The organism is Paenibacillus sp. NPDC056579 (genome assembly GCF_042793215.1).
Taxonomy (GTDB): domain Bacteria; phylum Bacillota; class Bacilli; order Paenibacillales; family NBRC-103111; genus Paenibacillus_S.
The window spans coordinates 1,182,148-1,198,870 of the sequence record NZ_JBHTVD010000001.1 but is presented as its reverse complement, the minus strand read 5'-3'; the positions used below and the strand labels follow the sequence as shown (position 1 = coordinate 1,198,870).

The 16,723-nt window shown below is 44.2% G+C and carries 18 protein-coding genes and 1 pseudogene; 16 read left to right on the top strand and 3 right to left on the bottom strand.

Features of this window, described 5'->3' with window-relative positions; translation table 11 throughout:
* Positions 1-253 precede the first annotated feature (253 nt).
* The gene (locus tag ACFQ88_RS05450; RefSeq protein ID WP_379452703.1) at positions 254-1,033 is read right to left on the bottom strand and encodes a nuclear transport factor 2 family protein; all 780 of its coding nucleotides are present in this window, start codon (positions 1,031-1,033) and stop codon (positions 254-256) included.
* A 194-nt stretch (positions 1,034-1,227) separates the two neighbouring features.
* Between ACFQ88_RS05450 and ACFQ88_RS05445 the strand changes: the two genes are divergently transcribed.
* From ACFQ88_RS05445 to ACFQ88_RS05430, 4 genes and pseudogenes are all read left to right on the top strand, one after another.
* Positions 1,228-1,830 (top strand): TetR/AcrR family transcriptional regulator, encoded by a 603-nt coding sequence (locus ACFQ88_RS05445; RefSeq protein ID WP_379452701.1) that lies wholly within the window; start codon positions 1,228-1,230, stop codon positions 1,828-1,830.
* A gap of 156 nt (positions 1,831-1,986) precedes the next feature.
* Positions 1,987-2,289: an ArsR/SmtB family transcription factor gene (locus tag ACFQ88_RS05440; RefSeq protein WP_239624303.1), complete on the top strand. Its 303-nt coding sequence runs from the start codon at positions 1,987-1,989 to the stop codon at positions 2,287-2,289.
* Positions 2,290-2,421: 132 nt separating this feature from the next.
* Complete coding sequence (locus ACFQ88_RS05435) at positions 2,422-3,636, top strand: MFS transporter (protein WP_379452698.1); 1,215 nt, start codon at positions 2,422-2,424, stop codon at positions 3,634-3,636.
* Positions 3,637-3,912: 276 nt separating this feature from the next.
* A pseudogene (locus ACFQ88_RS05430) lies at positions 3,913-4,053 on the top strand (DUF4261 domain-containing protein); the annotation flags it as partial.
* Positions 4,054-4,870: 817 nt separating this feature from the next.
* Here the strand turns inward: ACFQ88_RS05430 and ACFQ88_RS05425 are convergent.
* On the bottom strand, positions 4,871-5,545 hold the full coding sequence (locus ACFQ88_RS05425) for a TetR/AcrR family transcriptional regulator (RefSeq protein ID WP_379452696.1): 675 nt from the start codon (positions 5,543-5,545) through the stop codon (positions 4,871-4,873).
* 146 nt (positions 5,546-5,691) lie between these two features.
* On the opposite strand from ACFQ88_RS05425, the gene ACFQ88_RS05420 reads away from it, so the two are divergent.
* The 8 genes from ACFQ88_RS05420 (at position 5,692) to ACFQ88_RS05385 (ending at position 12,077) form a co-directional block, all read left to right on the top strand.
* Positions 5,692-6,450 (top strand): SDR family oxidoreductase, encoded by a 759-nt coding sequence (locus ACFQ88_RS05420; protein WP_379452694.1) that lies wholly within the window; start codon positions 5,692-5,694, stop codon positions 6,448-6,450.
* 148 nt (positions 6,451-6,598) lie between these two features.
* Positions 6,599-7,462, top strand: coding sequence for an SDR family NAD(P)-dependent oxidoreductase (locus ACFQ88_RS05415; protein WP_379452692.1), 864 nt, complete (start codon positions 6,599-6,601; stop codon positions 7,460-7,462).
* Positions 7,463-7,604: 142 nt separating this feature from the next.
* Positions 7,605-7,835 carry a hypothetical protein gene (locus tag ACFQ88_RS05410; RefSeq protein ID WP_379452690.1) on the top strand — a complete coding sequence of 77 codons (231 nt, stop codon included), beginning with the start codon at positions 7,605-7,607 and terminating at the stop codon, positions 7,833-7,835.
* A 132-nt stretch (positions 7,836-7,967) separates the two neighbouring features.
* Entirely contained in the window at positions 7,968-8,153 is a 186-nt protein-coding gene (locus tag ACFQ88_RS05405; RefSeq protein ID WP_379452688.1) for a hypothetical protein, read from the top strand.
* 1,079 nt (positions 8,154-9,232) lie between these two features.
* The gene (locus ACFQ88_RS05400) at positions 9,233-9,676 is read left to right on the top strand and encodes a hypothetical protein (protein ID WP_379452686.1); all 444 of its coding nucleotides are present in this window, start codon (positions 9,233-9,235) and stop codon (positions 9,674-9,676) included.
* A 488-nt stretch (positions 9,677-10,164) separates the two neighbouring features.
* Entirely contained in the window at positions 10,165-10,968 is an 804-nt protein-coding gene (locus tag ACFQ88_RS05395; RefSeq protein WP_379452684.1) for a hypothetical protein, read from the top strand.
* Between the two features lie 405 nt (positions 10,969-11,373).
* Positions 11,374-11,595 (top strand): hypothetical protein, encoded by a 222-nt coding sequence (locus ACFQ88_RS05390; protein WP_379452682.1) that lies wholly within the window; start codon positions 11,374-11,376, stop codon positions 11,593-11,595.
* A 212-nt stretch (positions 11,596-11,807) separates the two neighbouring features.
* On the top strand, positions 11,808-12,077 hold the full coding sequence (locus tag ACFQ88_RS05385; protein ID WP_379452680.1) for a hypothetical protein: 270 nt from the start codon (positions 11,808-11,810) through the stop codon (positions 12,075-12,077).
* A 325-nt stretch (positions 12,078-12,402) separates the two neighbouring features.
* Here ACFQ88_RS05385 and ACFQ88_RS05380 read toward each other — a convergent pair whose 3' ends face one another.
* Positions 12,403-12,873, bottom strand: a complete 471-nt coding sequence (locus ACFQ88_RS05380; RefSeq protein WP_379452678.1) for a MarR family winged helix-turn-helix transcriptional regulator — start codon at positions 12,871-12,873, stop codon at positions 12,403-12,405.
* Positions 12,874-12,981: 108 nt separating this feature from the next.
* Here ACFQ88_RS05380 and ACFQ88_RS05375 point away from each other — a divergent pair, with 108 nt between their 5' ends.
* The 4 genes from ACFQ88_RS05375 (at position 12,982) to lepB (ending at position 16,716) form a co-directional block, all read left to right on the top strand.
* On the top strand, positions 12,982-13,902 hold the full coding sequence (locus ACFQ88_RS05375) for an alpha/beta hydrolase family protein (protein ID WP_379452676.1): 921 nt from the start codon (positions 12,982-12,984) through the stop codon (positions 13,900-13,902).
* 108 nt (positions 13,903-14,010) lie between these two features.
* The gene (locus ACFQ88_RS05370; RefSeq protein WP_379452674.1) at positions 14,011-14,760 is read left to right on the top strand and encodes an alpha/beta hydrolase family protein; all 750 of its coding nucleotides are present in this window, start codon (positions 14,011-14,013) and stop codon (positions 14,758-14,760) included.
* A gap of 761 nt (positions 14,761-15,521) precedes the next feature.
* The gene (locus ACFQ88_RS05365) at positions 15,522-15,929 is read left to right on the top strand and encodes a hypothetical protein (RefSeq protein ID WP_239624277.1); all 408 of its coding nucleotides are present in this window, start codon (positions 15,522-15,524) and stop codon (positions 15,927-15,929) included.
* A 127-nt stretch (positions 15,930-16,056) separates the two neighbouring features.
* Positions 16,057-16,716, top strand: a complete 660-nt coding sequence (gene lepB / locus ACFQ88_RS05360) for a signal peptidase I (protein WP_379452671.1) — start codon at positions 16,057-16,059, stop codon at positions 16,714-16,716.
* The last annotated feature ends 7 nt before the right edge of the window (positions 16,717-16,723 follow it).

Below are 16,723 nucleotides of genomic sequence, written 5' to 3'. Positions count from 1 at the left end.
TACCCCGAATACGGTCAACACGATCAGGACGAGCACTAATCCAAGCCACATCATTTTTTGTGTAAGTATTTTAATGATCCTCTCCCCCTCGTCATACGGCAACTTCATTGCAATGAACGAAAATAGCGTTGCTGAAGCAACGCTTCTGTATCCATTGGACTATAAAATTTACCATTCAAGTACATTCGTGAAGCGAAAGACATCACCGTAATTAAATTCGGCGATGTCTTTCTTGCGATTCAGCTACACAAACTCAAAATCTACTGTTCGAATTTTTTCGTTTTTCTGCCGGCAAGATGGCCTCGATTACGTCCCAATGCTCAACGATCTTTCCATCCTCTACGCGGAACAAATCGTAGAAAGCGGTATGCTGACCATCAAATAGACCTTCACTCACTGTAAGAACAAAATCGCCTTGCCCGATTACTTGATGGACATGAGTATATTGAAACTCAATATTTTTCTCCTTCAGAGCCTGCAAAGCAGCGTAAAGACCGGAAAGACCGTCCGTAATATGCGGGCTATGCTGAATGTAGTTATCTCCATCAAAGTAAGAGGCAAGCAGGTAGGGGTTCTTCCCAAGCAAGATGTTTTCAACATAACTTTTGACAAATGCTTTGTTGGCATCCGTCTTGTCGATATCCTTAATCGTAACCGGTCCGTCAATCATCGTATGATTGCTTGGTGTCTTTTCCTCCATCTCTTGCAAATTGTCCCAATGCTCGACGATTAGTCCATTCTCAAAACGGAAGATATCAAAGGCAATTTTAGGGCCGTGAAAATCATATACAGAATGAAGAGCCACATAATCTCCGTCGACTAAAGTACGCTTAATGCTTACCTTTGTACCAATTTCCTTTAAATGATCAAGTGCACCAAGCATGGCTTCACGACCATCGGGTAAGGCCTGGTTGTGCTGAATATATTGATCTGGATGAACGTAAGCCGTAATCGCTTCGAGGTTGCCGCTCTCAAAACTTTCCAGCACGGCGACTGCCTTACGAACAAGCTCATTTTGATGGTTGAATGTCATTGGATAATCCTCCTTAGAGTTCTTAGTCATTTGATAAATAATGAACAATTAGTTGTTTATTTATCTGTTGCTCATTATAATGGAGGTTAATATAACGCTCAATATTCAATATTTTTAGTTTTGAAGTATAACAGACAACTCAACAAACTTTGTCGCTTATCGACTCTAAATAAATTTAGGGGTGAACGAAAACAATGAACAAGAAAACCGACCTTAGAATACTGCGCACGAAACAATCGATTCGAAAGGCGTTTTATGAGCTTATTCAGGAAAAGGGATATGAAGCGATAACGATCCAGGATATTGCCGATCGGTCTATGATCAATCGAAACACTTTTTATCTTCACTACCAAAACAAACCTGATTTATTAGATACATGTATGAATGAACTGTTGAGCGAATTAAAGGATGCAGTCGTTCTTTGTCCCATCAGCATGAATCCTTTCAGTATTTCTGTACTCGAGACAGTCATGCAAACTGTTTTGGAACATATTTCTCTAAATATGACCTTTTACCATTCCATGTTAATTGAAGAGAATAGAATCTATCAGTTTCAAGCGAAAATGGAGAATATCATTAAAGATAAATTAATTGAGGGGTGGATACCTGCTCAGGGAAACTCTTCATTAGCGATATCCAAGGAATTGCTGATCGAATACCTCGGATCGTCTTTCATGGGGATTGTAATTTGGTGGATCAAAAACGGTAAACCCCTTCCTGCAGATGAAGTTTCATCTCAATTTAGTAAAATCGTTGCATACGGGCATTTAAGAGCAGCCGGCATCGCCGTCGAGTAATAAAGTTACGAGGGTAGAAGGAGCAGGGATCATAAAAACAACCGAAAACGGTGAGTATCGGAATAAAAAATATTGGATTAAGTCTATAACTCCTCGTAAACGCTTCAAGAATAACATGTTATTGACATATCGGAAAATGTAGATATAATAAATGACATGGATCCAATTGAAGTGTTCAAGGCGTTGTCTAACGAGTCGAGGTTACAGATTTTACAGTGGCTTAAGGAGCCCGAAAAACATTTTGTGCCCCATGAAGGAGTGGATATGAGGGAAATCGGGGTATGTGTCAGTCAAGTGACGGATAAGTTGAACATGACACAGTCAACGGCTTCGCAGTATTTGTCTATTCTACAACGGGCCGGACTGATTCGAACCGAACGGATCGGCAAATATACGTACTACAAACGAAACGAAGAGAAAATAAGCGACATAGCTGCTTTCTTAAATCAGAAACTCTAATCTGAACTGAATACCTCAAACGTAATCAGTTTTTTTTACCCTAACAAATCGACATATTACGATATGTTAATATATAAAAGAATCCTCATATCGGTAACGATTAAAACAACAAATAAAGGAGAAGTGAATGTATTGTCTAACACGTGGAGAATCTATTTATTGGCTTTAGTTACTTTTTTGGTGGGTACATCCGAGTATGTTATTTCCGGCATCTTGGATAAGATCTCGGATACAATGGGTATTTCCGTTACTTCTGCGGGGCAGTTGGTCACGATTTTTTCCTTTGTGTACGCCATTAGCACCCCGATCCTCATGGCGTTGACTGCTAAGGTGGAAAGACAAAAACTGCTGGTTTGGGGGCTGGGTATCTTCGTAATTGGGAATATTCTGTCTTTCGTTTTGCCTGGCTATTCATCGTTTCTCGCAGCTCGGGTCATCATGGCTCTAGGCGCGGGAATGGTCGTGGTAACCGCCTTGGACGTTGCCGCAAAAACCGCCGCCCCTAGCAAACAAGCCAGCGCGATTGCTACCGTGGTGATGGGCTTTACGGCTTCCTTGATTATCGGCGTGCCTCTTGGACGTATCGTTGCAGCACTATTCGGATGGAAATCCGTTTTTGGCATATTGGCACTGGCCGGTCTGGTGGCTATGTTCTTTCTGTACGCCATCATCCCTCGAGTTCAAGGGGATAAACCGATTCCGTTATCCGAGCAACTTGCCTTCTTGAAAAATGGAAACGTAGCGTTAGGGCTAGCGATTACCTTTTTCTGGCTCGGCGGATACTCGATCGCCTACACCTACATTTCACCGTATCTACTTGATGTTGCCGGATTGAAAGAAGGAATGCTGAGCGGAGTGCTGTTGGCGTTCGGCATCGCTAGCCTGGTCGGATCCAAATTCGGCGGTTTCAGCACGGATAAATGGGGGGTATTCCCGACACTGTCAGGGGGAATGCTCTTGCATGTCATAGCGCTGCTTCTCCTCTCTCTAACCGTTACCTATACGCACTCGTGGCTGCCGATTGTCATCCTCCTGATCTTGTGGTCATTTGCGGCTTGGTCCTCCGGTCCAACGCAACAATTCAATCTGGTTCGGATTGAACCGAATTATTCTGGAATCATGCTGAGCCTGAACCAATCCATGATGCAATTGTCCATGGCTGCGGGTGCTGGAATCGGAGGCATCCTGGTCGACCGGGTGACCTTGTCATCGATCACATGGGTCGGGATGGTTGGAGTCGCTATTGCGATCGTGGTGGTGTCGCTATTGAAGATGCGAATGAATGCCAGCAGTCAAGGTGCCGGAGAGTATCCTGGGATGAGGTCTAAAAAGGCATCCATTAAATGAATTGGAGTTGAACCTGATTGCAAACGACTAAAATGCATCATCTTCAGGTTTTCGGAAGATGATGCATTGCAACTAAATGACAAGAGGAGACCCGAATCATAAACAAATTTCCTCACTCAGACTCATGAATTCGCAGTAATTCATCGAATGCTGCCGTCATAATAATGATTGGGCACCCAATGCCGGCGAACAACGGTTCATGGGACCGAAGACAGCTTGATCGATTCGCTCGGCCTCTTCGCTCCCGGACTTTCGGATGTTTAGTACCACTTTCATACATTGGATCTGAACGACGTGTCACGGCATGCATTCAATGCCGCAGCCTACTTGTTTGAAGCGGATGTTCCGGTGAGCGACGGCGAGACGATCACCGGCTTGCTGGACGGGGAGATGACGCCGGACGTGCATTGGCCTTGAGGGTTCGAAATGGCGCTGGTGGCCCGATCCAGCCGACTGAACCGTCATCTTTATACTAACATTCCTGCAATAGCATACGGCACGAAAATGAGCTGGCGGTACGTTTCCACTAGAGTGTGTCTTCAAAACTAAGATAGCGATAACGTAGCGGGATTTAAGGAATCAAAGTTTATCCATTATGAGGACAAGAACTTGATTCCATTGACGTAAAGGACAGTGCTTGTTCAATCATCTACAGACCTTGCCTTAGCTGGGTAAGAGGGAGGCGGTTACACCCCTCAAACGAATTACTAATCCGTAATTGTCTCCGCGCCAGCGAGTGATTCCTTCATTTATTGTTTGCATTGGATTCGGTTCGGATAGAGAAATCGCCCAGGCAATATGTCCACCCGGCCGTGCTGTAAGTCAAAAAAATTAGTGGTGTAATATTCAACGGCAAAGCCTGAGATAACTTTGCCGTTGAATTACGCCAATACTGCACTAGGAGAGACAAGAGGATGTAAGTCGAACACTATAATTTTTATAGCGAAGGGATTCCTAAAGGGGAATTCCTTTTTTCTTGACGCCCTTCGACGTATCCTCATTTTCATCCTTCTGATGGTGCCGAGGAGCGGCGTGATTGTCTGTAGGCAATTACTGATTATGATAACTTTTATTCGTTGTTCTTAGTTTTAGCGTCCGCCTTACATTTATCATGGGAGGTTACATTCATCAAGGTGCTCATGCTTCGTCCTTTCACTTTCAGCGTAACACTCAACTCTTATGGGAAGACGTCTAGAAATGTAGTCCACAACGGAATCGGATATGGACTCTTCACTTATGAAATGGCTTGCAAAATATTAACGATCCTCCTTTCAATATTGGAATTGTCTATGATCTTCAGATATTCAGGTTTTAGCAATTGATACTGCTTCATGTAGTAGAAATCCATAATCGCTTGTTTCAAAGTGATATCATACTGAATCGAAAATGACGGCTCAATAAAGCGCCGCAGCACAGCGTCATCTTGAACCATAAACAAAACGGCATTCAATCTGTTGAAAATCTGTTGCTCCATACCGGATTCAAAAAAAGTTTGTAAGCTTTTATTCCGATTTTGTAGGGCAACGGACAGATTCTCAAAATGGTGTGGATAAAATTCCTTCAGGTCTTGCAAAAACAAATCAGAGATATACGTGGCACACATCAAAGATTGTAAGAATGTTAGTTGAAAACGATCCAAAAAAGAGACGGAATCGTCTTTGACAACGGTGTCAGCCTTCTTCGAATAATCAATATAATAATCCACGACTTGTTCAATGATGTCGTCTTTGGAGGAAAAATGCTTATAGAGTGTCACTTTGCTGATATCCATATATTTTGCGAGATCATCGACTTTCAGTTGGCTGAATTTTGTTTTTCTTATAATGGGTTTTATTTTCTCCACATATGTATCTACACTCACTGCTTTTCTCACGGATAAGTGCCTCCCTTTGATGCCTATGAAACTCATTATAACAAATTTGCTGTCTTTTATGTATTTAAATTATTAAATGAACTAAATTAATTAATTTCGTTTACTTATTAAATTTATTGTTGTATAATCGCTCCTGTACCTAATCATCCGATTACGGATTATACAAAGGGAGGACGATTCAAATGGAACAATTCAGTAAGGGCAAATTCTCTGACAAAAAGGTCGTGATCACGGGAGGTAGTAGCGGAATCGGCCTTGCGACGGCGAAGTTGTTAGTGGATGAAGGCGCACACGTTCTGATTACTGGACGTACTCAGGCGACGCTGGATGCGGCTCGTGAACAACTCGGCAACAACGCAATCGCGTTCTTAAGCGATGCCGCCTCATTAAAGGATATCGCCGCGTTAGCCGATCGAGTGAAGGCTGAATTTGGAACAATAGATGCCCTGTTCGTTAACGCTGGTGTCACAGGGTTTGTCCCTTTCGAGATAATGACCGAAGAAAAGTACGACGAGATACTTACAATCAACGCCAAAGGACCGTACTTCACCGTGCAGAAACTCGCCCCGTTGCTAGGTACAGGTAGTGGGGTAGTCCTTACCACCTCAATCGTGAACGTAGTGGGGATCCCGATGCTCAGTGCATACTCAGCTAGTAAGGCGGCGCTGCGCTCCATGACTCGAGGTCTGGCACGTGAGTTATTACCTCGAAATATTCGCGTCAACGCAGTCAGTCCCGGCATCATTGACACAGGTATCATGGAAAAGTCTATGCCGAAAGAAAGTGCCGAGCAGACAAAAGCACAGATGAGACAGCAGATCCCAATGCTGCGTTTCGGCGATCCAGTCGAGGTCGCCAAGGTCGTTGCATTCCTGGCATTTGAGGCCACCTATACCACCGGGGCTGAGTTCCCCGTCGACGGAGGCGGCTCCCAGATCTGAGCACTCTCCGTTCGCAACTGGCTAGGGGCTTCCGCTCATGAGCCGCTGAATTTGGCGTTCGCGCCAGCTACGGAGAATTAAATACCCTGCCTCCGACTGATGTGCGCAAATAACCGGTGAATATTCTGGAATATGAGGAGGGCATTCATTGAATACGAACCAGCGAGAACATATCGCACTGATTACAGGCGCAAGTAGTGGGATCGGGCTGGCATTGACCCGAAAATTGCTGTCGGAGAACTGGCACGTGATTGCTTTGAACCGGTCGGATTTTCCAGCAGACGATAGATTTATTCAAAATCATCTCAAAGAAAGATGGCTCCGAGCCTATAAAGTGAAGGATCTTACCGATTATGGCAGCTTAAGATACACTTTGGAAGAAATCAAAAGCAAGGAGCAACGGATCGATATTTTGTTCAACAACGCCGGAGGAGGCTTAAGTGAGCTGCGCTATTCGAAACAAGGTCGCGAAATGCATTATGAATTGTTGACGGTCGTTCCTTATATTATTCTGATGGAATTGAAGGAGCTGTTGAAAAACGGCCGCTTAAAAACGGTGATTAACACTTCATCACAGGTGTTTAGATTTACGAAGGAGTTTACGATCGAAAACTTAGAGCATCCCAAAACCTTCCGCAAAATGTTTGGCCCTTATGCAACTTCAAAGCTGGCGCTTTCGTTGTGGACTCAAGCCGTGGCACCGCAACTTGCCAAAGAAGGCATCAAGATCCGCAGCGTTGACCCGGGAATTAACAACACTCTAAGAAAAGGAAAAGATTCCGGACTGACCGCATGGTTTGAACTGTTTATGAAGATTTTTTCCTCTCCGCCTACTCATGGCGCTAATCTATTATTTGAGGGAGCCCTCGGCAGACATAACAATGAGACCGGCGCGTTTCTGTTTAAAGATCGGATTGCAGACTTGAAATTTACAGAGCATGCGCAGCGTGTGCTGGAAAAAATATCCGATATCTATTGCCATGAATTTCTTGGCGGGAGTGTTCAACGATAGCGCAGAAAACATATCATGAGGCCACCGCAATTAATTAACCGGGTGGCCTCACTCCGCCGGTTAGGCTATAATCAGAAGTATCAATGGTCTGCGGGCATCGTGGATTATTGCAATTTGACTTTGTCCTTGAAGGTCGACAACCATGAACGATCCTTCCGCAGAACGCATCAAGATCACGTCAGGTTTCTGGACTAGCCTGAGGGGGATAGGGGTAGAACCCATTGATGTAGCGCGCCAAGCACGTCTACCGCTAACCGTCATCACCGAATCGTTAGTCACAACCGCACAATATTATTCGATCTGGCAAGCCTATTCCGAACTGGTCGGGGACATCGTGAGCAGCAAGCTGAATCAATCTGTGATATGGTTTTAATCAATAATCGGATGTATAGTTTTCGGCTTGTTATGGGGATGGTATCCACACAGGAAGGCGAACAACTGGTGGTGGCAGGCCAGCATCAGTTGAAGGAAGGGCAGAAGGTGGCAGCACAAAGATAAGGCCCGGATGGCGCTGTCCACGCTCGGCTTCGTACAATACATCGGGCCGACGATCATGCTGTTACTGAGCGTATTCCTGTTCAAGGAATCGGTCTCGCCGGTTCTTCTCATCGGCTTCGCGCTCATCTGGACAGCGCTTGTCGTATACGCTGCGGCATCAGTTCGCGGCACGAAACTCGCGAAGGCGCGCTGACGGCAAACACGTCCAGCCACCCGGTACCGTCATAACAGCCATTTCCGTCCGCTGGGGAGGAGATGGCTGTATTCTGTATGGGGTTAAGCTAACGGGTACGTTAGTTGAATAAAACAGCGACAGTCTAGGACTTTATTTTCTCGTCCTAGGGTTGTCGCTGTTCAATTTCTAGGGACGACAAGAACATTTGAAGAAATTTGTGATACTATTTTTACCATTTGGTATGAATGTAGTGTTTCATCGTGGATCGATATAAGTTAGAAGAGACGTATAAAGATTCCCTCATAATAACTTGAAAACCGCGTATATCGCGGCTTTTTGTTTTTATGTTATCAAGTTCTTGTCAAATTGAAATGACAAGAACTTGATAACACCCGATAAAGTGTACGAAGCGCGGGCTTTGAGTGCAAACCACCATGCCGGGTTTCAGACGGCGGGATTGAAGATAGATGTCTTCATATCTAGCAATGAGTATTTTAATTATTACGTGTCGGGCAAATCGAGCTGGACAATCATACAAACTAAACAAGGTTGTCATCATATTTTAGAAGTATCAGAGAAGAGGAGGTTGATTGCGATGTCCTCATCGAAAAGCATCTCGATAATAACATAGAACATCTATTTCGGAGCAAGCCTGGCGCCTGCAATCGCACGACTCCCCTGCATCTCCCCTGTGCATTGCCGAAATCTACAGACAGTTTCAAACAACGAATTTTCCGGTATCGGCAAGGGCGATCGCGGATCAAATCGCTAGAAAAAACCGGATATCTTCGGTCTTCAAGAAGCCGCGATTTAGAAGCTGCTATTCCCTCAAAATCCCGGCAAGGCGGCTGCGGAATATGACTTTGTTACGATTTTTCTCAAAGAGCTGAGAAGAAGAGGCATGCGTTACGAGGTGCTTGCCATCACCAAAATACGAACGTTATGGTCCCTAGCAGTAACGGCTTCGACGTTCAATTTATCGATCGAGAGGTTATTTTGGTACGAAAAGAATCAGGGTTCTCACTCTCGAATATCCAGACGGAGAACTTTCAAGCGAGACTCACCGTTCCGATCGGCGGTTACTGCATTTACTACAAGTGATTATTGATTTTTTTGAAAATTGGAATTTTACTGTGAGAAAATTAAAGGTACAACGAATAACTGTTCACCCCAAAAAAGTACGCATAAAGGAAGACCTTGGAGATGGGTTTGTACGCCTCGATTATCCAAGACTGACGGTCCCTTCAGGTACTGCTGAATTCGTTGCTTTAACCACATTTAGAGATACGATAATAATCAGCGCAGGCTGGCAGACGTTTTTATCAACCCCAATTTTGATAGACTCTTTTCCGGCGAAGGTGGATGGCAGGAGTCGCTGGGTTTTGAAATTTTTTAATAATACGGATAAAAGCGTAGATGTGGAGTATTACGCAATCATTAAAGAAGTCGCACCCGAAGCCAAAAAGAGAACACCCCTTCGAAAAAAAGCGAAGGTAAAGAGAATAACAAACTTGCTGAACATCGGGAATCGAAAGAAGTAGAATAGCGCAGCGGCAGTTTAGGACTTTTTCGCGTCCTGGACTGCCGCTGTTTGCTTTATCATCCATGTGACTCTGCACTCCGCACATAAAGTCTGCCGCTGAGGACTTAAAGTTTGCCGCAAGGAAAACCGACGAATAAGAACGTTTTAAAGCTGAAAGAACCCAGAAGAAAACTGCATAAGGGTGAAGTCGGACACATCTAAGGCGACGAATTTCAGGTATTCATTCCTGATTTTCGCTCGGCTTTTTTCTATTGTCAGTAGTAAATAAAGTTTTAGACTGAAAAATATAGACTGAAAAATAAAGTATTAGACCGTGAAAATAAAGTTGTAGACTGGCTGCAGCCATTAAGCTAACGGGCAGGATAGTTTTAATCTCGTCTCGAATAAAGCACTAAGGGACTATATCGTGATGATGTCAGAATATTTTTTTATTTGAATGTGATAAATATGGATATGCGTAGAGCGAACTGTAAAAAGGAGATTAATATGGCTGAAAAAGGTCGACCACAAACCTTAGGAATGCACATAACGACTACAAAATTCTTGGGATCTGAGGAAGTTGCACACTACATTTTTGAAAAACTTAGACTGCTCCCGACTAAATACCACCCAACTAAATCTGAATACTATACTAGCAAGAATAAGGGGAAATTCTCATTTGATAATCCAAATGAATTTATCACTAAGGTACCTGGTGACTATAGATATGGGGGATACGCATCTTTATATAAAGTCAAACAGATCTTCTCAATCTATATCAAGTGGACAAGGTGCCCAGAAAGTTTAGTTTCCGAAACTGATTTAGTTTATAACACAATCTGGATTCATTTTGATGACGGAATGGGATTAATAAATAATTCAAAGGAATTTAGTATAGTTGAGAGTATTTGGCTGGACTTGTGTAAGTTTTTGCATTCTTGGTATGGAGAATGCCACTTGTATAGTAATGATGAGAGCAGCAATAATTATCTTGGCTGGGGATTCGGTAGATGTATTCCTAGACTGCATTGGAAAACATATTTTGGCGAAGCTTATAAACAACTGATTCCAGTTCAAGAAATTGACTTCGAAGGAACCTGCGAAGTTGATATATTCACAAACGAAGGGTTCATCTTGACTATTAACGATGATCCTAGAAACTTAGTGACTCGAAGTGACCTAGAGAGGAAAATTATCAATAAACTCGGCTCGAATTTATTTTGGAATGAACACGACAACAGATTAAGTCCGAAAGGTGAATATAAAATTCCCAATTTAGATTATTCTGAAGTAATATATAGGAACTTTTAATACCTTTACTGAATTGGGCATGATTGAACTTATGGGCAAGATGGCGATGGAACCAATGACAACTGTGATTGAAACGATCAACACAACTTGGATTGATGTAGGTCCGGAAGGTGCACCTCATAAGCTAGCGGGAGAAGAAATGCGGCAATGGTTTCGTAATGCTGCAGGTCATTGAACTAACGGGTACGATAGTGTGGAGCTGCCCCCAGGCTGACAATTTAAAATTATTATCCCAGAGAGCGCCGTTTGAAACGGTGTTTTTTGTCAACCGACAACAGGAAGCAGCTGCTGTAAAACAGCTTCCATCTGGAATGCATCAAAATTTAAATAAAAGAGAATGATGAAACAATTTCCAGATAAAAAGTCTATATTAATAAATTAACCACAAATGGAGGCGTTTTATCATTGAAAAAACTATTATGGCTTATACCACTCATTGGGCTGTACGTTATCAAAGAAGGAATTGTTGTTTTGTCAACCAAGGGTCGCGGGGAAGCAATATATGAGCTAGGAATGCTTATAACTGCAACCACACCCTCACTTATTGCCCACGGTTCTTTATTTGTTCTTGCAGGTATCGCCTTAGTTTCGGTACCATTTATATTAAAAAAACTTGGAAATCTATAATATACTTCTTTGAGCTCACGGGTACGATAGATCGACATTACATCTGGGCTTCCGCGGATTAATCGGGCGGCCTCATTTAGCTAAAGGCAGGATAGTGAGAATAGCTGGGTAAATAGAAACTGATACTTGGTCCAAAGGCGAATATACTTAAGAAGATTGCTTAAGGAAATGGTGTGGTTGAAAGCATTTGTTTGAATTCAGAGGAGGTCAAGATGGTTAGTTTTGGCTTAGTGTTTCTAATCGTTCTAACTCTAATAGTTATTGCAATCTTTTATGTATGTGTAATATTGGACTTTATCAACCCAAGTGCTCTTCAAGTTCAACTTTTAGGTGTACTTATTATACTATTCGGAGTAATTGTTTTGTTGGCTTTTGAAGAGTCTTCCGGATATGGATTTACTTTTGGGTTGATTGGGCTTATTACAGGCAGTTTCGGTTCGTTTAGAGAACCTCAAAAGGCTCAAAAAGAGAAAGTTGATTGAGCTAACGGGTACTTTAGATCCCATCTAGGAGCAGTTTGCCGCCGCGGCAGCTGCTCTTTCTGTCATTAAGCTAAAAGGCAGTTATCTTCAATAACCACATAGGATCAAAGGAATTTGTCTGCATCTGAACCGCCTATACTGGGCGTTATTTTCGTTCCATTTCTCGCCACCTCACGGAACTTGAAGCGTGTATTATAAGATTTTTAATAGAAACTGCTTGCTTTTAAAGCCAGAGAATGTTGCGGTACCTTGAGGAGGGAATTTTGCTTTTGGAAAGCAAAAGCCCCCTCCATCGTTTTGGTGGAAGGGGCTTAAAAATACGCGGTCATGGCGTTGGGGCATTATAAGATGCAGCAGATCCTTTTTTTGTTCTTTCCGCCAGCTTCGTAATCGACTCCACGTCTTGATCGGTTAATTGATCCAGAAAATGTTTGCGTATGGCCATGGAGACGATGGGACGGGCATCATTTAAGGCTGATTTGCCAATGGGAGTAATGATGACCTGAACACCGCGATCGTTGTCTAATGGCTTCCTCATCACCAGCCTGCGTTTCTCCATCCGCGTCAGATGATGCGACAATCGGCTCTTATCCCAGTCCATGGATTCGGCCAGCTCCTGTTGGCGAAGGCTGCCGTCCCCCAGAAGGTCTAACCGATCCAGTACTCCATAATCGCTCTCTGATAGTCCGGTTTGATCGGACATCTCTTTGATTACGCGACCGAAGATGCTGTGAAAGGTGCCTTTCCACTTATACCATAATTGAATTTCTTCTTCGTTCAGTTCGCTCTTATTCATGGAATCATTATAGCATGGTTGACGCGTCAACTACAATATGATACTGTTGTTTGAGGTTGATACGTCAACTAGACTAATGCTGAGAAGACCAAGAAAGGAACATCTATTATGCAAATGAACGTAAGTACGTCTACTCCAGTTATCTCGTTTAAGCCGGTAGTACTATCGGCCCCGGGTCGTGGTGAGGATTTGCAAGTGCGGGTATCAGCGTCAGCGACGGGTAGCCAATTGCCTATTATTATTTTCTCGCAAGGCTTTGGTTGGTCGATGGACAGCTACGGTCCGTTAGTCGACTACTGGGCTGCTCACGGCTTCGTGGTCATTCAACCCACCCATCTCGACTCGAGGACGCTGAATCTTCCCCCTGACGATCCCCGTACACCACTGATTTGGCGTTTCCGCGTCGAAGACCTGAAGCTCATCCTTGACCAACTTGATCTTATTGAAGCTTCCGTTCCAGGCCTCAGCGGACGTCTCGACCGAAGCCGTATTGCCGCAGCCGGACACTCCTGGGGAGGCCAAACGGTGAGCATGCTGCTCGGCGCGCGAGTCCTCGATGCCAATGGCGAACCGGGAGAGGACATGTCCGACTCGCGGATCAAGGCGGGCGTATTGCTTTCCACGACTGGCCTTGGTGGAGCTGACTTGACTCCGTTCGCGGCAGAGCACTTCCCATTCATGCACCCGAGCTTCTCTGAGATGAGGACGCCGACTCTTGTGGTCGCGGGGGATCATGACCAATCCCACCTGTCCACTCGGGGACCTGACTGGTTCACGGACCCCTACTTCCTGAGCCCGGGCAGCAAGAGCCTGCTCACCCTCTTTGGGGCAGAACATATACTTGGCGGAATCTCCGGGTACAACGTCGCGGAGACGACGGACGAGAACCCCGAACGAGTTGCTTTGCTCCGGCAGCTTACGTGGTCGTACCTTCGCGATGCGCTCGGCCTCGACAATTCCAGCTGGATAGAAGCCCGCAAAGCTCTGGAAGAGAGTACCAATCCGTTAGGCCGAATTGAATTCAAGTAAGAATAATTGTTCACAGCGATCTCAAAGAAGGGACCATCCTAAAAATAGGATGGTCCTAAAAAAAGGAGAGTGTTACTAATGCAGGCTAATCCAAAGGGAGAGCGTTCCATGAGCAAGCCGTTCACTGAAGCTGCCGGTATTCCTGTCAACGATTCCACTCCTGTTATAACCTTCAGCCCCGTTGTGCTTTCGGTCCCGGGTCGGATTGTGGATTTGCAGATCAAGGTCTCCGCGCCCTCGACGGGGAGCGACCTGCCCGTGATTCTTCTATCGCACGGCCATGGGCCTTCGAACTTCGTGTCATCCCTACACGGCTACGGGCCCCTCGCAAACTTCTGGGCAGCTCACGGCTTCGTCGTTATCCAGCCCACTCACTTGGACTCGAAGGCGCTGGGCCTGCGTGAATCGTATAACCCAGAGGCACCGTTGTTTTGGCGGTCCCGAGCCGAGGACATGCGCTACATTCTCGATCACCTTGACCAGATCGAGGCTGCTGTTCCGGGGCTCGGTGGGCGCATAGACCGAAGCCGGATCGCCGCAGTCGGGCATTCAATGGGCGGGCATACGGTAGGCATGATGTGTGGTCAGGGGGTTACTGATCCGGTCGACGGGACGGAAGTGAATCTGGCCGACCCTCGGATCAAGGTGGGTGTACTGTTGGCTGCGCCAGGCAAAGGTGAGGACCTCGGTGCGTTCGCAACCGAGCACTACCCAGTCTTGAAGACAACTAGCTTCGCCACAATGACAACGCCAGCCCTCGTCGTCGTGGGTGATAACGACTGGAGCCCCGCGTTTTCCGATCGCAAGGATTGGCGCTCTGATGCGTACTTCCTGAGCCCGGCCCCAAATGCCTGCTGACGCTGTTCGGAGCGGAGCATGGGCTAGGCGGGGTAGCCGCGTACGACGCGAAGGAAACGACCGACGAAAACCCCGAGCGCGTGGCTGCGCTGCGAGCGCTCGTCTGGTCCTATCTCCGTACAGCGCTCTACCCTGAAGACCCCGCCTGGCTCGCAGCGTGTGCCGCGTTGATGGATACACCTAATCTGCTGGGTATCATCGAATGTAAATGAAGCTCTAATAAGCCGTACGAAACTATTATACAAAGAGCAAAAAACACAACTTCTCATTGGGCGGACTGGTCTTACCCCCACCGCCTCAAAATTGGTTGCGTCGTGATATTGTCGGGGGACAAGGACATTCATCCATTAGAAGCCGTGCTAAGTGGGAATTGGCATTAAGCTAACGGGTACGATAGTTTGGAACTGTCCATAGGACAGCTTCTATTTGATGTTCATTAAAGTAACGGGCAGATTACTTCAATAACAAGATTGACAGTAATTTGTAATAAACTTGAAATCATCATTTTACCTTGCATTAATAAATATAGCCTATAATAAGAGTTGACCCCCCTTTTAAATAAAAACCTTAGCCCTGTAGCCCGTTGCTATGGGGCATTTTTTTTCATTGATCTATGGCAGTTTACAGCAACAAAACCTTGATTACAGCCGTTAAATATGGAAAGTACTGCCTTGTCTTTGATGAACTACATTCTGAATCGGTATTTTTCAGGTTAGCTGAATAACATTGCTTAAAAGATGAATGTGTAAGGTGGGAATTATGTGTTTAAAAGAAAATTATTGGCTTTTATTTGTACCATTATAATATCTGCTCCGATTGTGGGAATTTGTTTTATGCTCATAGAAGAAAGTACAATAAAGGAAATACCTGGGTTAATCTTTACTTATATAATTGCAATCCCAGTTACACTTATATACGGGATTCCTATATCAATGCTTTCCGATATATTAAACAATCAGGTTAGGGGCAAAAGAAGAGAATTCTTTTCATTAATTGTTCATTTATTTTTTGGAATTTGTTTAATTATGGTTCTTGATTCAAGATTTTATCTAACTGAATTCAATATGTTCGACCTATATTTCTTAGTTGCCTCCACAATTATTTCATTCATTTTTTGGGCAGTGGACGAGATTTTGAGGAAATATTATTTTAACATTCGGGCAGATTAACGCCATTCGTTTTCATTTTCTTTAAGGATTGAACATTTCTGATAATAACAGATGTTCAGGAAATTATTGGGGTTTACTGAGGAACACTCCGTATAAATGAGAATTATGAAAGTAAGGGGGACTCTCAATGAAGAAATCAATTGCGATTGTATTCCTTTCTCTATTCGTTATAGGTTGCGAAGAGTACAGCATTACTGATTTAATCACTCAAGAGTCGCCAAAGATAGTTGTAATGACACAGGACCTTATCGCTATTGAAAATCATAACGATGGAATGGTACGTAGGAACTTAGAATATAACTCCAAAGACAAAGGAAAAATAGCTGTCGACCCGAACTATTTCAATCAAAACGATATTAATCGGGGCGATGTGATTTACTATAAAACACCTAAAATTGATAATAACAAATATCCGCAACTAAATCCGCCCGAGTATAATATTGCAAGGGTTATAGCTCTTCCAGGGGAAGAAATTGAAATAAAAAAAGGCAAAGTTTATGTTAATGATAAAAGGTTAGATACCTTCTATGGTAAGGCTCTCAGTTGGGGACTCGAAGAAGAAGAGTATTTTAAGACAGTCAATAAGCCAGGTTCAGCTCAATGCGGAGATTCATGCCTGAAGACCATGAAAGAATACTTTAACATGGGAATGGATAAGGTTAAAGTTCCTGAAGGGCATCTCTTTGTTATGGGTGATACGTGGTGGAGAAGTATTGACAGTCAAATCTTTGGTCCTTTGCCTGTTGCCACTATCAAAGGAAAGGTATTGGGGTATGCTGGTAACTGATTGAACT

Excerpts from the sequence above, each read along its gene's own strand:
- ACFQ88_RS05450 (WP_379452703.1), bottom strand. The coding sequence starts at position 1,033 with ATGACATTCAACCATCAAAATGAGCTTGTTCGTAAGGCAGTCGCCGTG.
- ACFQ88_RS05445 (WP_379452701.1), top strand. The coding sequence starts at position 1,228 with ATGAACAAGAAAACCGACCTTAGAATACTGCGCACGAAACAATCGATT.
- ACFQ88_RS05440 (WP_239624303.1), top strand. The coding sequence starts at position 1,987 with ATGGATCCAATTGAAGTGTTCAAGGCGTTGTCTAACGAGTCGAGGTTA.
- ACFQ88_RS05425 (WP_379452696.1), bottom strand. The coding sequence starts at position 5,545 with ATGAGTTTCATAGGCATCAAAGGGAGGCACTTATCCGTGAGAAAAGCA.
- ACFQ88_RS05420 (WP_379452694.1), top strand. The coding sequence starts at position 5,692 with ATGGAACAATTCAGTAAGGGCAAATTCTCTGACAAAAAGGTCGTGATC.
- ACFQ88_RS05410 (WP_379452690.1), top strand. The coding sequence starts at position 7,605 with ATGAACGATCCTTCCGCAGAACGCATCAAGATCACGTCAGGTTTCTGG.
- ACFQ88_RS05405 (WP_379452688.1), top strand. The coding sequence starts at position 7,968 with ATGGCGCTGTCCACGCTCGGCTTCGTACAATACATCGGGCCGACGATC.
- ACFQ88_RS05395 (WP_379452684.1), top strand. The coding sequence starts at position 10,165 with ATGGCTGAAAAAGGTCGACCACAAACCTTAGGAATGCACATAACGACT.
- ACFQ88_RS05385 (WP_379452680.1), top strand. The coding sequence starts at position 11,808 with ATGGTTAGTTTTGGCTTAGTGTTTCTAATCGTTCTAACTCTAATAGTT.
- ACFQ88_RS05380 (WP_379452678.1), bottom strand. The coding sequence starts at position 12,873 with ATGAATAAGAGCGAACTGAACGAAGAAGAAATTCAATTATGGTATAAG.
- ACFQ88_RS05375 (WP_379452676.1), top strand. The coding sequence starts at position 12,982 with ATGCAAATGAACGTAAGTACGTCTACTCCAGTTATCTCGTTTAAGCCG.
- ACFQ88_RS05370 (WP_379452674.1), top strand. The coding sequence starts at position 14,011 with ATGAGCAAGCCGTTCACTGAAGCTGCCGGTATTCCTGTCAACGATTCC.
- lepB (WP_379452671.1), top strand. The coding sequence starts at position 16,057 with ATGAAGAAATCAATTGCGATTGTATTCCTTTCTCTATTCGTTATAGGT.